Genomic DNA, 14,059 nt, shown 5'->3' with positions numbered 1-14,059 from the left:
GGCTTTATTGTAGGTGGGCCAGTTGGTGATTTTGAACTTTTGCTTTGCCACGGAACGGTCTGCGTTGTCGGGAAGATACGTGATCTGATCCTTCAACTCAGCAAAAGTTCGATTTATTCAACAAAGCCCGTTCGATGGTGTAACCGTCGTTATTGATCAGGAAGATAATCGGCTTTTGATCGTAGCGCAGCAGGGTGGAAACTTCCTGAGCGGTGAGTTGGAAAGAACCGTCACCGATAAACAACAGGTGCCGCCGATCCGGTGCGGCCATCATGGTACCCAACAGTGCCGGCAGTGTGTACCCGATCGATCCCCAGATCGGCTGATTGACCACTTGGACGCCGTCCGGCATACGCATGCCACCAATCGCGGCACCCGAAGTCCCATTCTCGACCACAACCACGTCATCGGCTCGAATAAAACGCTGTATACGTTGCCATAAATAAGCCTGGTCGATCGGCGTTTCGCTCGGTGTAGCCAACCGATGGCGTGCTTCAGGCAACGGTGCCGGGTGGTGGTTTGCCACGTTTTCACCCAGTGCCAGCAATGCCTGCAACAGATCTGCCGCAGCGACCGCCGGGTAGGAGGTGTTGCCCAGATTCAGCGAAAACGGCTGAATATCAATTTGTGCGTCGGACGGGATCCGATGCGAGAAATAGCCGGTCGTGGAATCTACCAGACGCACGCCGAAGCTCAATACGCAGTCGGCATGCGCCATGTGTTCATACAGCTCAGGGCGCGACAAATTACCGCTATACCCGCCCATCCAACCTGGCGTGGTTTCAGGAATAATGCATTTTGCCGTTGGCATATTGGTCAGTGGAATCGCGAATTTATGAGCGACGTCGATCACTAATTGCTGTAACTGGAAACGGTCTACCATTTGGTCGACCAGAATAATCGGTTTTTTCGCGAGTTTTATCCGTGCCAACAGCGCCATAGCGGCCAACTGCACATTATATTTGTCGCTAGGGGGTAATTGCGGCGCGGTGACGGCCTGAGCGATTTCAATTTCTACATCACAAATATCAGAAGGCAATTGCAAATAAACCGGTTTCTTTTCCGTCCAGGCGCGGGAAATAACGCGAGGAATTTCCACTGCGGCATTTTCAGGCGTGATGAGCGCTTGGGCAACGGTAAATTGTTTAAAGCAGTTCATGACGTTATCAAAATTACCGTCCGCCAGCGTATGGTGCAACAGCAGATGGTTTTTCATCGCGTGCAGTGGCGGTGTACCGGACAGGCAAACTACCGGTGCAGATTCGGCGTAAGCGCCGGCAATGCCGGACAGCGCGGCCAGATCGCCGACGCCGTAGGTAGTGATCAGTGCTCCTGCGCCTTTTAGCCGCGCATAACCGTCGGCCGCGTAGGACGCATTCAATTCATTACAGTTACCGACAAACTCAAGATGACTATCCTGCTCGATCAATTCCAGCAGCGCCAGATTATAGTCGCCGGGCACGCCATAAATACGATCGATGTTCAGGGTGCGGAGCTGTTGCAGGATGAAAGCTCCAATAGTGATTTTCATGTGTTTCTCCGGATTTTTTATCTTTCTTTTATCAGGCAGAGAGCAGCAAAAAAATATTGCTGGCGATGTTGTGTAGCGAACAGTGAAATAATGCGTCACCCGTTTCAAACCGGGGGCGCTCATCAGCTTTAACAATTATTTAAACTGTCGGCTTGTTCAAGTTGGTGCAGAGGTATGGGGGATCGGTCGATTGTATTCGCGGGTTTACGCGGTGAACATTCACTATAAAGAGTGTGGATATTGCGAATGGTATTTTTCATTGAATGTAATAGAGATGTAAAATCCGGCTTCTCTAGCCAGATCATGCAGGGGGAGATGAACGTCCGGTACTTTACCTGCGGGTTACGTCGCCAGTTGTAACCTGAAAATTATGGGTTCGGCCATTCTCTACTGTGGTATGTAACTGGACATTTACACTGCCATTGCGCAGGCAAAGCCTCATCGGGGTTGGATCGCCTGTAAGGCGGGGCTTCGGCAGCCACCAAAAACGTGATCGCTGTTACATTCGGTTGCCGGGTGCCAGTAAACATTTTGCTACGCTCAGCGTAAAAAAGAAGTTATCTCGCATGCTGGTGTGCTGTTTGTCGCTCCTGCGAATCGCCGCTATTGCGGAATATTCCGACAGACGCTGCCTTGGGTGCGCAGTAGCCTGTGCGACCCGAATCGCAACGCCGGGCTTTTGTCATTTGCGACAACTAAACTTAACCAAAGGAAAACGAGGGGTAAGAAACAGGTTGGGTAAATAAGATACAGCTTGATCTTGATGTGGCGATCGGTAAGAATCGCCGGCCTTATTTTTTACAGGAGTTTATGATGTTTTTTAAACGGACAATGTTAGCTTGCTCAATGTCGTTGATATTTTCTGCACTACCTTCTTACGCTGAGGTTGGTGCAGAAAATAGCAACGCTACGCAGGCTGAAAAGCCGGGGTTATGGCAGCGCTTCACGGATAACGTGGCAGAGACCTGGAACAACTCACCCAATAAAGATATCTATCTGCCTGCCATCACCTGGCACAACCGTTTGACCTACAGCCAAGAAAAAATCGACTCGTACAACGAGCGGCCTTGGGGCGGTGGCTATGGTATCTCGCGTTACGATAGCGACGGTGACTGGCACGGCCTCTATATGATGGTGTTTAAGGATTCGTTCAATAAGTGGGAACCGATCGGTGGTTACGCTTATGAGAAGATCTGGCGTCCACTCGATGACAAGGATTTCCGTCTGGGTCTGGGCTTTACGGCCAGTGTCACTGCGCGTGACAACTGGAAATACATTCCGATCCCGGCTCCTTTGCCGCTGGCGTCTATCGGTTATAAACGATTGACCTTCCAGGCGACCTATATCCCTGGTACCTACAATAACGGCAACGTGTTTTTCGCTTGGCTGCGTTGGCAGTTCTGATTACCGGCGGGCCATTCGGTCTGCCGTTCTCTATCATCCTGTTTGTACATTCTCCCACCAGAAAATTACCTGAATTCTGAAAAAACCGCGGCATTGCCAGATAAAAGGAACTTGTCGCGGGAGGTGGCGTCCGAAGAGGTGATCCGGCGCATTGCGCTTATTGCACATGATATGCCCAGCAGATTTCCCGAACCCCAGAGAAAACGGGAAAGACGAAGGGATGGCGAGATAAACAGGAGTTTTACCCCATGAATACCAAGCATCGTTTACTGTTGGCGCTGACATTGACCACGACTATGGCTTGCGGGGCGGCTCAGGCTGCCGGGCTGATGGATTCTCTCAGCAGCGCAGCCGGTGAGCTAAGCAAACCAGGTGGCAGCACGGGCGGCACTTCGCTGTCTTCATTGACCGGTCTGTTGAACGGAGGCGATAAAGCCTTGAGTTCCAGCAGCATGACTAACGCCGCCGGTATTTTGCAGTACTGTGTGAAAAATAACGTATTGTCAGCCAATGGAACCGAGGCAGTGAAAAACCAACTGCTGAGCAAGCTGGGTATCAGCAGCACTGAAAATGCCAAAAGCCAGGACTACCAGCAAGGGCTGGGCGGTTTGCTGAAAACAGGCGAAGGCAAGAGCCTGGATCTGAACAGCCTGGGAACGTCGCAAATCACCGAAAAAGTGAAACAGAAAGCCTGTGATCTGGTTCTGAAGCAGGGCGCGTCCTTTATTTCCTGATGGCATAAACGGCGGTATGCCTAGGCTGCCGCCGTTTCCAATTCTTCCCGCCATAGTGTAAACGGGCTAACTGCTGTTTGACTGGGGCCGGGAGTGGTAAGAGAAGAAATGAAAAAAATGCTAATGGTCTCCCTGCTGGCTGGGATGGCGATGCTACAGGGGTGCACGATGAAATCCAACGACGCGCCACCGCCGCCGCAGATGAAACCTATCGGTATGGCGAATCCGGCAGACGTGTATTGCACAGAGATAGGTGGGAAATTAAACGCCAAGCAAAATGCCAATGGCCAGTATTCCACCTGTACCCTGCCTAACGGCCAGGAAATTGAAAGCTGGGAGTTGTTCCGCCGCGATCATCCCGTGAAGAAATAAGTACCTCGGTTAAAACTCACGATCGCTGATGGGCTGCAGCTTCACGCTGCCGCCCGTTTGCGTATTTAACGGCAGGCGCCAGTCTTGATGGCTGCTGAGGGTGAAGGGCTTGGAGCGGAAGTTACAGCCGCTTTTGATATTTCTGATTTTCATCACATATTCACCGGCCGGATTGGTTTTGATATTGAAGCTGCCTGCGGCGGGAATAAATACCTCGGCCAGTTGTTGTGGTTCCCCGGGGGTTTCCAGTTTGACCAGCACGGCAAAATCGTTGTTTTGGTTGTCCAACGTCAGTTGCTGCAAGCGGCCAGTGGTTTTGTGTTCCGGTTGATGCAAGTAACCGGCTGACGGTGGCCAGGGCTGCCCCGCATTGTCATGCAGCGGGCCACCGCATTGCTCGCGCGCCTCTCGCAGTGGCAATTCACGCTGGATAGCCCGATTGTAATCAGTGGCGGTAATGCTGATAAACTCATCGTCATTTTGATGCGCACGCAGATAGCGTTTAGCGCTGAAGAGCCCGGCAGCTATCAGCATAAAGAAGATAAATATTGTCAGGCGATTCTTGAAAACCCCTCCGAACAGCCTGCCCGGTAATTGAAATAGCCACTTCGCAATTTTTGACAGCATCTTTTTCCTTCGCGCCCAAGCCGTTACGTTCTGCGGTAACGTTGCTTGCCTCAGTATAGCCAAATCGTTCGAGGTGAGTTGTTCTGCCCTATGAAATTATTGCGCAGTCATCCCATCCCTTCTTCCAGCAGTAACAACAATAAAAAACCGGCAAAGAACATAGCGGTAGTCAGCGGCGTGTCTTTACCCCCTTCATGTGCTTCGACCAGCAGTTCTTCCGTGACCAAATAGAGCAAGGCAATCAGGCCGAAGGCCAGAAATGCCGTTAGCCAAAAGGCACCCAGAGTGGCAATGGGGGCACCCAACATCCCGCCGATGGGGAGCAACAGTGCTAGGCCGGCGACTGCCAACATGGCTCTTATCCGTTTGCCGAGGAAATCACGCAGGTCCCCGACGATCGATAATCCCAGAAATAACACTTCCAGCGTGAGCGCCAGGGTCAATAACAAACCGGCTTTTGCACCGGCGGCAAAGGCGATCCCCAAAACCAAGCCATCAATAAATATATCTATGCCGACCGCGGCCACAAAGCCAACCGGCCCCTGAGCACGTTCCCCCAAGCGCCTGACCAACAGCATCAGCAACACGCCAACGCTGCCCCCGAGCAGAACCGCCCAGGGTGATTGTTGCTTGAGATCAGGCAGGATTTCGGTCGCCGCGGCGGCAAACACAATACCGGCGGTAAAGTGATGAATGATGCGCATGGTCGCATCGCCAGGGCGGCGATAAAGCGCTACGGCGGCACCAACAAGGGTAGCTGCGGCGGGGAACAGCGTATAAAGCACGGCAGAAGTCATCAATATTCCTTTATCTGTGACGTAGAACCTCAGTCTAGCTTAGTCCTGACACGTCGATGCAAGACATAAAACATTTGTACGTTTTTGTACGTTTGTGTACATTTATGATCGCTTATTTGCCATCGAGAGACAGAATGTCCAAGCTGTTACCCAATCAACGCCATGAGGTTATCCTCACTGCATTACAGCAACAGGGGCGCGTGCTGGCCGTTGACATGGCGGAACGCCTGAATACGACTGAAGCGACCATTCGACGCGATCTACGCCAGTTGGCGGCGCAAAACTTGTGCAAACGCATTTATGGCGGCGCGCTGGCCCCCACGCCAGCAACCGGGCCTATAAGCGCGCGGCTACGTTTGAGCAGTAATGAGAAACAGGCATTGGCGCTGGCTGCGCTTGAGCTGATCAAAGAAGGGCAGGTTATTTTCCTGGATGCCGGCAGCACCCACCTTTATCTGGCTGAGCTGTTGCCGCGCGACCAACGGCTGACCGTGGTGACCAATGCACTGAGTATCGCCAGTAAAATGCAGGAGCAACCGGGGATCCGCACTATTTTGATTGGCGGTGAACTGGACGCGGATATTGGCGGTTGTGTGGACGCCAAAGCGGTGCAGGACATTGACGGTTTCCATTTCGATCTGGCGTTTACCGGCATCTGTGCCTATGACCCCACCAGCGGTTTTTCGGCGATGAACTATCAGGATGCCCAGTTTAAGAAACGTTTGTTGACGCGTTCTGGCAACGTGGCGGTGTTGTGCACCGACGACAAACTCAATACCTACGCCCCTTATCCTTTTCTGGCCGCCAGCCGGGTTGATTATTTGGTCACGCCGCCTGGTCGACATCCGCAGCTTGAGCAGCAAGTGACTCACAGCGGCGGCAAAGTCGTGTACAACCCTTCAATTACGGGAGAGTGAAATGCAAATAGCCCATGTTGCACTGTGGACCCGCGATATTGATGCACAAGTGGCATTTTGGCAGCGTTATTTCAACGGCGTTGCCGGGGATCTGTATGTTAGCCGCAACCGCCCGGGATTTGTGTCCCGCTTTGTTCGCCTGGCCACCGGTCCGACGCTGGAAATTATGGGCCTGCCAGAATTATTGCCGGCGGAACAGGCTAATGAGCGTGTGGGTTGGGCGCATATAGCTCTGTCGGTCGGCGACGAAGGCCTTGTCGATCGGTTGGCGCAGCGCGCGCAGCAAGAGGGGATCCTGCTGGCAGCGCCGCGCCAGACCGGTGATGGATTTTACGAGGCAGTCATCCGCGACCCTGATGGTAATGCCATAGAAATTACGGCCTGATCACTCTTCTTCGAGGGTGGCGAACTGCTGCGCCAGATAATCGAGCAGCAGCCGCACCGCCGGTAGCAGTCCGCGGCGTGATGGGAAGACCGCATGCACCACGCCGCCCTGGGGCTGCCAACCGGGCAACAGCTGTACCAGTTCGCCACGCAACATGTCGTCGCGCATCATCATAGACGGCAGCTGTACAATCCCGGCCCCTGCAATTGCGGCGGTTCGCAGCATCAGCATGTCGTCGGTGACCAGCCGTGGCCTATGCTCCCATTCCATTTTTTCACCGTCGGGCCCGGTCAACTGCCACAGGTGCTGTGCACGTGCCGGCCCGAGATCCAGCGTGGGGTATTTACGCAATTCCTCCGGTCGTTGTACTGGGCCAAGGGTTCTCACCAGCGCAGGGCTGGCGGCGATACACCAGGTTCGCTGTGCCAAAATTTTCAGCACCAGATCGCTGTCTTCCAACGGTGGCGGCCGCACGCGAATCGCCAGATCCAATCCTTCACCGACCACGTCAACCCGGCGGTTGGTGGCCTCCAGGTGCACAGTGACTTTCGGATAATCGGCCATAAAAGCCGCGACCATGCTGCCGACCCGGGTATGCAGGATGGCTACCGGGCAAGACATGCGCACGGTGCCGCATGGCTCAGCGCGGGTTTGTTCAATAGCCTGTTGCGCTGCATCGGCCTCAACCAGCATCGCCTTACAGTGCGTGTAGTAATTCAGGCCCACGTCGGTGACAGAAAAACGCCGCGTTGAGCGTTGAATAAGGCGCACGTTTAAGCGTTCTTCCAGTAATGCTACACGGCGGCTCAATTTTGACTTCGGTATGCCCAGCGCGCGGCTGGCGGGGGCGAACCCCTGATGATCGACCACGCTGGCGAAATAAAACAGATCGTTTAAATCGGTGAACATCGCCTGTCCTTATCGTCCTATATATAGAACGCTGAGTGTACATCTTGACGACTACTGCAGCAAAGGGGGCTGGATTAAACTTCTGGCATCAACGTAAGGTCGTGAGACCTGAAACAGGAGTTCAAGATGAAAAAAATCCTCGGTATTTACAACAGCCCTGAAGCCCACTGGGTCGGCAACGGTTTCCTGGTGAATTCGCTGTTCTCCTATAACGATCTGGGGGCGGAAATGAGCCCGTTCCTGCTGTTGGATCATGCCGCGCCCACCAAGTTCCGTTCTGCCTCCGGCACGCGTGGCGTCGGTCAACATCCGCATCGCGGGTTTGAAACGGTCACCATCGTGTACCAGGGGGAAGTGGAGCACCGTGATTCTACCGGTAGCGGCGGGGTGATTGGCCCCGGCGATGTTCAGTGGATGACCGCTGCTTCGGGCATCTTGCACGAAGAATTCCATTCACGGAATTTCTCGCGCAATGGCGGCACCATGGAAATGGTGCAGCTGTGGGTGAACCTGCCAGCCAAAGACAAAATGGCCGAGCCGGGTTACCAGACGCTGCTGAATGCCGATATTCCGGTCGTTCCGCTGGCGGATGGGGCAGGGCAAATTCGCGTAATTGCCGGCAACTTTGACGGTCACGACGGCCCGGCACGCACCTTCAGCCCGCTCAACGTTTGGGACATGAAGTTAAATGCAGGCCATACCACCACGTTGACGGTAAAAGAAGGCCATACGCTGGCGCTGGTGATATTGCACGGTGCTGTTCACGTTAACGGCGAGGAAGTGGTACGTGAAACCCAAATGGTCAGGTTTGATCGTGCGGGCGATACGATCACTATCGAAGCCAATAACGATGTTGCTTTGCTGGTGTTGAGTGGCGAGCCAATCGACGAGCCTATCGTAGGTTATGGCCCGTTCGTGATGAACAGCGACGCGGAGATCCAGCAGGCTTTCCGTGACTTCAACGGTGGCAAGTTTGGCAGCATGACGGCAGAACATGACGCCAGCCCGCAATAAGCATCTCAGAACCGATCCGGAAAGTGATCTCCGGATCGGGTTCTACACTTAGGTAACCTCTGCGCTTTGGCCTGTCGGTCAAAGGCAACTTTTAACCGCGATAATCAATCCCAAAAGGAGTAAACCATGACTGCAAACTACAAACGCCTCGATAAGGATCAGGCCGTCGTTTTGCTGGTGGATCATCAGGCAGGGCTGCTTTCTCTTGTACGCGATATCGATCCCGATCGTTTTAAAAATAACGTACTGGCGCTGGGTGATTTAGCGAAGTATTTCAACCTGCCAACCATTCTGACCACCAGTTTCGAAGATGGCCCTAACGGCCCGCTGGTGCCTGAGCTAAAGGCTCAATTCCCCGATGCCCCCTTTATTCCGCGCCCTGGCCAGATTAATGCCTGGGATAACGAGGATTTCGTCAACGCAGTGAAAGCCACCTGCCGTAAGCAGCTGATCATCGCCGGTGTCGTCACCGAAGTCTGCGTAGCTTTCCCGGCGCTGTCCGCCCTCAGCGAAGGTTTTGAGGTGTTTGTGGTTACCGATGCGTCCGGCACCTTCAACGAACTGACGCGTCAATCGGCGTGGAGCCGCATGGAAGCCGAAGGTGCGCAGCTGATGACCTGGTTCGGCGTCGCCTGTGAACTGCACCGCGACTGGCGCAATGATGTGGAAGGGCTGGGGGCCTTGTTCTCCAACCATATTCCTGATTACCGCAACCTGATGACCAGCTACAGCACGCTGACCAAAGGCAAGTAATCCCGCGAGAAAGAAAAACCGATGATTCTTTACATAATCCTTAAATTTTCATCACGTTAGCGGCGGGATGTAAGCAAAGATCATCGGGGTGAAAAGGTCGTGAAAAGCGGCTTTCTCATTGGCCGGGGGCGGGGTAGGTTAAGCCCAATCCCGGCAAATGAGGACACATGACATGAAAAATGCAATTAACGTACTGACACTGCCTTTTTTGGCTGCTGTGACGCTGTTCAGCGTTAGCGCGCTTTCCGCTCCGGCACCGGCAGATAAAAATGCCCCACCGCTGGCAGAACAAGGTTTCCGCTTACCCCCGTTCCCGGGCGGACATATGCCTAAACCGGGTTTCTGTCACGGAGGGGAACTGTTCTGCGCGACGTCCGCCAGCGATAACCCAACCGAAACCATCAATAAGCTCACTGCGGTGATCCCGGCAAGTAGCGCCAAACATTATGAAGTCCGTGTTTCTGTCGTTGCCTTGCCAGATACGCCACCCGTGCCCCTCGCGCCTTAAACGGACCGGCTAGCTCTGAGGGGGAATGCAGGGTAGTCTGAGGAGGTTTTCCTCAGGAGGCAGGATGAATCTATTAACGCTCCCCCCTTATCTCCAACCTGATGATCGGGTGTTGTTATTCGATGGCGAATGCAACCTGTGCCACGGACTGGTGAGATTTTTGATCCGTGCGGATCGGCAGGGCAAGATCCTGCTGGCTACGGTGCAATCTGCGGAAGGGCAAGCCATCTTAGGCGGGTTGGGCTTACCGACCGACCGTATTGACTCCATTGTGTATCTTGAACAAGGGCAGTACTGGCTAAGATCGGCAGCTTTTTTTCAGGCAATGCGCCAGCTTGGTTGGCCATTTCGGTTACTGGCGCTGGCGCGTTTTCTCCCCCCTCGGCTGGCGGATGCGTTTTATAACCTGGTGGCCAGCAACCGCTACCGGCTGTTTGGCCGCAATGAAGGCACCGCCTTACCCGGGGAGCATCTGCCGGGGCGTTATTTGCATCATCGCTCTGACTATACCCGCTGAACTTTACGCTTCTTTACCCTTTAATCGATTGAAATATCAGCACTCTGGCCGCATATAATGGAGCATTCAGCCGAAAAGGAGCGTGTATGGGAATCAGTGAAGAAGAGCATCTCCGCCGTTTAAGTCAGGAAAAGAACGCGGTGGGGAATACGGCGAAATGGGTAGCAATTGTCTCTGCCATTTACTTCGCCATGATGGTGTTTTACGGTCATCCGATGGGGGTCTTGACGATGTCAGGGCTGATTTTTATCGTCTCCACCACGACCTGGCTGAAGAAGCGTCAAAAAGTGAAGTCCTATCGCCGGGTTTTGGCGAAAATCAACGATGAACCACCGGCTTAGCGACCCTGATATTCACGGCTTGTGATACTGTAAACCAGGCTTGGCGTATCGCCAGGCACGTCATCCAGGGTATCGACCAAACGTAAACCCGCTTTTTCCAGCACGCGGCGTGAGGCCAGGTTTTTTTCACGCACAATCGCAGAGATTTCTGCCAGCCGTAGATGTTCGAAACCAAATTCGAGTGAGGCCTGTGCCAGTTCTGTGGCTAACCCACCGCCCCAAACCTGCGTATCAAAACGATAACCCAGATTCACCCTGCGCTGCGCGCCCAGCGGCCGCCAGGATATCCCACCAAAACCGATGACCCATTCCGGTCGCTCAAGCCGCACAATAGCCCAAGAGCCGTAGCCGTGATGCTGCCAATTTTCGATCCGTTCAGCCAACGCCCGCTGCGCCTGCGCCTCGCTGGCAATGGGGCCGGCCGGATTAAAACGTTGCGTGTCGGGATCGCCAAAAATGGCGTAAAAGCGAGCTAGATCGTCGGCGACGGGCGGGCGCATCAGCAGACGGGCGCTAATAAAAGGAGCGGTAGGGTGAGTCTGTGGCATGGTTTCTCGTCAGCTGCGGTAAAAGGCAGGTTTAACTGTAGACCCGCTGTGCGGAGAAGGGAACACACCCCCCTCTCCAGGTGGAGAGGGGGAATGATCAGATAAACGAATCGTCGTCGTTGTAGTCGTCATCAGAGAAGTCGTTACTATCGTCGTTTTGATAGTCCGCGTTCTGGAACCCGTTATCCTGGTTGAGGAAACGGCTGTCGCCACCGTTATTAAAGGTATCGAGATTATTGGATGCGTCGAAGTTACGCATTGCGCTGTCATCCACCGGCGTTGCCGGTGTCTCATCGATAATGTTCACAATCTCTTCCGGCTGTGAATGGCGGAACATGCCGGTTAGCATATCGGCGAGCACCACCCCTCCCGCTACGCCGGCTGCAGTTTGCAATGCGCCACCAAGGAACCCGCCAGCACGTGAAGGTGCCGCCTGTTGTGGCTGGCTATAAGCGGGTTGCTGCTGCTGTGGAGCGTAGCCTGCTTGCGGCTGATTGTTCCATGCCGCGTTGTTCTGCTGTTGCGCCTGATATTGCTCACGCGGGCTTGGCGTGTTGCGGTTACCGCCGCCAAACAGGCCGGCCAGGAAACCGCCGCTGCTTTGCTGGTTGGCGCTATTTTGCTGTTGTTGGGCAATCTGGCTTTCCAGATCTTTTACCCGCTGGTCCAGCTGCTTCAAGGCCGCTTCCTGAATAATCATTGCCTGCGCCATGTAATAAGGTGCTGAAGGCTGCTCACGAATGTGCTGATTGATTTGCTGCTCTGCCTGGAGATCCCTCTGGCCTGTCTTGGTCTCGGCATCTTTCAAGCGGCCAAACAGACCATCGATAAGGCGTTGTTCTTCAGATTGCATAGGATTACCTCAAGGAGATTAATTACGGTACTGGATGATCGATATCATCGGTAACTCTCACCCTAGCGCGTTTGTATGAAGCAATAAATAAATGGTAGGTAAACCTGATTATGAATTTGTTACCAGTTACGGCAAAGGGATTAACATCACCAGCTTTAGCCCGCTGTTTTCCGCAGGATGAAACGTCAGTTGCTGAAAGCGTAAGGGACCGCGTTGGGGGTGTTCGAACCCCCTTTCGCCCCCTTCGCGTGCCATGACATCGTGCTGTTTCCACCAGTGGTTAAACGCCTCGCTGTTGTGGGTCATATTGCGCACAAAGGCACGAATCTCTTCGGTATTTTGGTGATGGCTGGTTTCGGCTCGAAACTCGGCGACCACGCGCCGCGCACGATCTTCCCAGTCGCTGACCAGCGTTTTCGCTAACGGATGGAAAAACATAAAGTGCAGCAGATTGGGCGTGTTGGTTTGGCCCAGCCAGCCGCTGAACAGGCTTTCCGCAGGTGCATTCCAGGCCGCGACATTCCAGGTGACATCCAGGAGATAGCAAGGCACCGCAACCTGATGAACGCTTTGTAAAACCGCACTGTTAGCCATTTCCTGATGCTGTTCTTGTTCGGGATCGGCCACCCGCGCCAGGGTAAATAAATAGTGGCGTTCGGCATGCCCCAAACGGAGCGCTTTGGCAATGCGTGCCAGTGTATGCGGAGAGATGGACACCTCCCGGCCCTGTTCAATCCAGGTATACCACGTGGCACTAATACCACTGATTTGCGCCAACTCTTCACGGCGCAGGCCGCTGGTGCGACGGCGTGGTGCGCTGGGTAAACCCAGCATTTCCGGTGTAATACGCTCACGGTGGGCACGCAAAAAGGCACCGAGTGCCTTGGGACCGGATAAGGCTTCTGATTGCATAGACTGGTACCCCTGATACTAGGATAACTGCTCATATTGTACCCGTATATTAAGCTGATTATAGTAACAAAAGTCATCCGGCACAGGCGTAAGCCATACAATAAATGGGGCACATATGAGCAAGAGCAACAGCCATAAAAATGCGGTCGATCGTCAGTTTGGCGAGCAGGCCAGCGCTTATCTGACCAGCGCAGTCCATGCGCAGGGGAAGGATTTACAACGACTGGGGTTGCTGCTGGAACCCCATGCCGATGCCAGGCTGCTCGATCTGGGCTGTGGTGCAGGACACGCCAGTTTTACGGCTGCGGCAAAAGTGGCGCAGGTGGTGGCTTACGACTTATCGGTACAGATGCTGGCGGTAGTAAGCCAGGCCGCAGCGGATAAAGGCTTTACTAATATCCAGGTGCAGCAGGGCGTAGCCGAATCACTGCCGTTTGATGATGCCAGCTTTGATCTGGTGATCAGCCGTTATTCGGCGCACCACTGGCATGATGTTGGCCAGGCATTGCGCGAAGTGCGTCGGGTGCTGAAGCCGGGTGGAAAAGCTATCTTTATGGATGTGGTCTCACCAGGGCATCCTTTGTTGGATATCTATCTGCAAACCGTTGAAGTCCTGCGCGATACGTCACATGTCCGCAATTATGCACCGGGCGAATGGCTGAGCTTGATAACAGAATCTGGGTTGCAGGTACGAGAGGTGACGTCAGATCGGTTGTATCTGGAATTTAGCAGCTGGGTGGCGCGCATGCGTACGCCAGAGCATTTCGTTACGGCTATTCGTGCGTTTCAACAAGGGGTTTCTGAAGATGTGCTGCGGCATTTCGCCATCCAGCCAGACGGATCATTTACCAGCGATATCATGATGTTTGAAGTGAGCAGGGGATAAATAACGTCAGGGCAACCAATATACCCTTCCTCTTTCCGCGAGAAATACGCG

Annotated in this window: 18 protein-coding genes and 1 pseudogene; 11 read left to right on the top strand and 8 right to left on the bottom strand. The window is 53.8% G+C overall.

The window, feature by feature from the left end:
• Both AC2FCQ_RS09775 and AC2FCQ_RS09770 read right to left on the bottom strand, forming a co-directional pair.
• Positions 1-96 (bottom strand): hypothetical protein (locus tag AC2FCQ_RS09775; RefSeq protein ID WP_047353184.1); only part of this gene is annotated, 96 nt, incomplete at its 3' end.
• Between the two features lie 10 nt (positions 97-106).
• Positions 107-1,531, bottom strand: a pseudogene (locus AC2FCQ_RS09770) (alpha-keto acid decarboxylase family protein); the annotation flags it as partial.
• A gap of 810 nt (positions 1,532-2,341) precedes the next feature.
• Here AC2FCQ_RS09770 and pagP point away from each other — a divergent pair.
• The 3 genes from pagP to AC2FCQ_RS09755 all read left to right on the top strand — a co-directional run bounded on the left by pagP (position 2,342) and on the right by AC2FCQ_RS09755 (position 4,041).
• Positions 2,342-2,935, top strand: a complete 594-nt coding sequence (pagP, locus tag AC2FCQ_RS09765; protein WP_404760200.1) for a lipid IV(A) palmitoyltransferase PagP — start codon at positions 2,342-2,344, stop codon at positions 2,933-2,935.
• Between the two features lie 248 nt (positions 2,936-3,183).
• Positions 3,184-3,669, top strand: coding sequence for a YjjA family protein (locus AC2FCQ_RS09760; RefSeq protein ID WP_490308123.1), 486 nt, complete (start codon positions 3,184-3,186; stop codon positions 3,667-3,669).
• 108 nt (positions 3,670-3,777) lie between these two features.
• Positions 3,778-4,041, top strand: coding sequence for a putative hemolysin (locus AC2FCQ_RS09755; protein WP_209636687.1), 264 nt, complete (start codon positions 3,778-3,780; stop codon positions 4,039-4,041).
• Between the two features lie 9 nt (positions 4,042-4,050).
• Here the strand turns inward: AC2FCQ_RS09755 and AC2FCQ_RS09750 are convergent, their stop codons facing one another.
• On the bottom strand, positions 4,051-4,668 hold the full coding sequence (locus AC2FCQ_RS09750; RefSeq protein WP_209636685.1) for a hypothetical protein: 618 nt from the start codon (positions 4,666-4,668) through the stop codon (positions 4,051-4,053).
• Positions 4,669-4,775: 107 nt separating this feature from the next.
• Complete coding sequence (locus tag AC2FCQ_RS09745; protein WP_265554701.1) at positions 4,776-5,465, bottom strand: ZIP family metal transporter; 690 nt, start codon at positions 5,463-5,465, stop codon at positions 4,776-4,778.
• A gap of 134 nt (positions 5,466-5,599) precedes the next feature.
• Between AC2FCQ_RS09745 and AC2FCQ_RS09740 the strand changes: the two genes are divergently transcribed.
• Together AC2FCQ_RS09740 and AC2FCQ_RS09735 are read left to right on the top strand one after the other, a co-directional pair.
• The gene (locus tag AC2FCQ_RS09740) at positions 5,600-6,382 is read left to right on the top strand and encodes a DeoR/GlpR family DNA-binding transcription regulator (RefSeq protein ID WP_490308122.1); all 783 of its coding nucleotides are present in this window, start codon (positions 5,600-5,602) and stop codon (positions 6,380-6,382) included.
• Position 6,383: 1 nt separating this feature from the next.
• Positions 6,384-6,767, top strand: a complete 384-nt coding sequence (locus tag AC2FCQ_RS09735; RefSeq protein WP_490308121.1) for a VOC family protein — start codon at positions 6,384-6,386, stop codon at positions 6,765-6,767.
• Here AC2FCQ_RS09735 and AC2FCQ_RS09730 read toward each other — a convergent pair whose 3' ends face one another.
• Complete coding sequence (locus tag AC2FCQ_RS09730) at positions 6,768-7,676, bottom strand: LysR family transcriptional regulator (protein ID WP_209636677.1); 909 nt, start codon at positions 7,674-7,676, stop codon at positions 6,768-6,770.
• A gap of 126 nt (positions 7,677-7,802) precedes the next feature.
• On the opposite strand from AC2FCQ_RS09730, the gene AC2FCQ_RS09725 reads away from it, so the two are divergent.
• The 5 genes from AC2FCQ_RS09725 (at position 7,803) to AC2FCQ_RS09705 (ending at position 10,809) form a co-directional block, all read left to right on the top strand.
• Positions 7,803-8,690 carry a pirin family protein gene (locus tag AC2FCQ_RS09725; protein ID WP_265554697.1) on the top strand — a complete coding sequence of 296 codons (888 nt, stop codon included), beginning with the start codon at positions 7,803-7,805 and terminating at the stop codon, positions 8,688-8,690.
• 126 nt (positions 8,691-8,816) lie between these two features.
• Complete coding sequence (gene ycaC, locus AC2FCQ_RS09720) at positions 8,817-9,443, top strand: isochorismate family cysteine hydrolase YcaC (RefSeq protein ID WP_490308119.1); 627 nt, start codon at positions 8,817-8,819, stop codon at positions 9,441-9,443.
• A gap of 172 nt (positions 9,444-9,615) precedes the next feature.
• Complete coding sequence (locus tag AC2FCQ_RS09715; protein ID WP_404760194.1) at positions 9,616-9,951, top strand: hypothetical protein; 336 nt, start codon at positions 9,616-9,618, stop codon at positions 9,949-9,951.
• 64 nt (positions 9,952-10,015) lie between these two features.
• Positions 10,016-10,468 (top strand): thiol-disulfide oxidoreductase DCC family protein, encoded by a 453-nt coding sequence (locus AC2FCQ_RS09710; protein WP_209636669.1) that lies wholly within the window; start codon positions 10,016-10,018, stop codon positions 10,466-10,468.
• An 86-nt stretch (positions 10,469-10,554) separates the two neighbouring features.
• Positions 10,555-10,809 carry an ABC transporter ATP-binding protein gene (locus tag AC2FCQ_RS09705; protein ID WP_209636667.1) on the top strand — a complete coding sequence of 85 codons (255 nt, stop codon included), beginning with the start codon at positions 10,555-10,557 and terminating at the stop codon, positions 10,807-10,809.
• Here AC2FCQ_RS09705 and AC2FCQ_RS09700 read toward each other — a convergent pair.
• The 3 genes from AC2FCQ_RS09700 to AC2FCQ_RS09690 all read right to left on the bottom strand — a co-directional run bounded on the left by AC2FCQ_RS09700 (position 10,806) and on the right by AC2FCQ_RS09690 (position 13,122).
• Complete coding sequence (locus AC2FCQ_RS09700; RefSeq protein ID WP_490308117.1) at positions 10,806-11,357, bottom strand: GNAT family N-acetyltransferase; 552 nt, start codon at positions 11,355-11,357, stop codon at positions 10,806-10,808. The genes AC2FCQ_RS09705 and AC2FCQ_RS09700 overlap by 4 nt on opposite strands.
• Before the next feature lie 97 nt (positions 11,358-11,454).
• Positions 11,455-12,210, bottom strand: coding sequence for a DUF2076 domain-containing protein (locus tag AC2FCQ_RS09695; protein ID WP_209636663.1), 756 nt, complete (start codon positions 12,208-12,210; stop codon positions 11,455-11,457).
• 126 nt (positions 12,211-12,336) lie between these two features.
• Positions 12,337-13,122, bottom strand: coding sequence for a helix-turn-helix transcriptional regulator (locus AC2FCQ_RS09690; RefSeq protein WP_490308116.1), 786 nt, complete (start codon positions 13,120-13,122; stop codon positions 12,337-12,339).
• 115 nt (positions 13,123-13,237) lie between these two features.
• On the opposite strand from AC2FCQ_RS09690, the gene AC2FCQ_RS09685 reads away from it, so the two are divergent.
• Entirely contained in the window at positions 13,238-14,008 is a 771-nt protein-coding gene (locus tag AC2FCQ_RS09685; protein ID WP_490308115.1) for a class I SAM-dependent methyltransferase, read from the top strand.
• The last annotated feature ends 51 nt before the right edge of the window (positions 14,009-14,059 follow it).

The sequence above is a fragment of the Serratia sp. CoH_134_PS_4 genome, assembly GCF_058190535.1.
The sequence above is the reverse complement of the archived record's forward strand: the minus strand, read 5'-3'. Positions and strand labels throughout refer to the sequence as shown.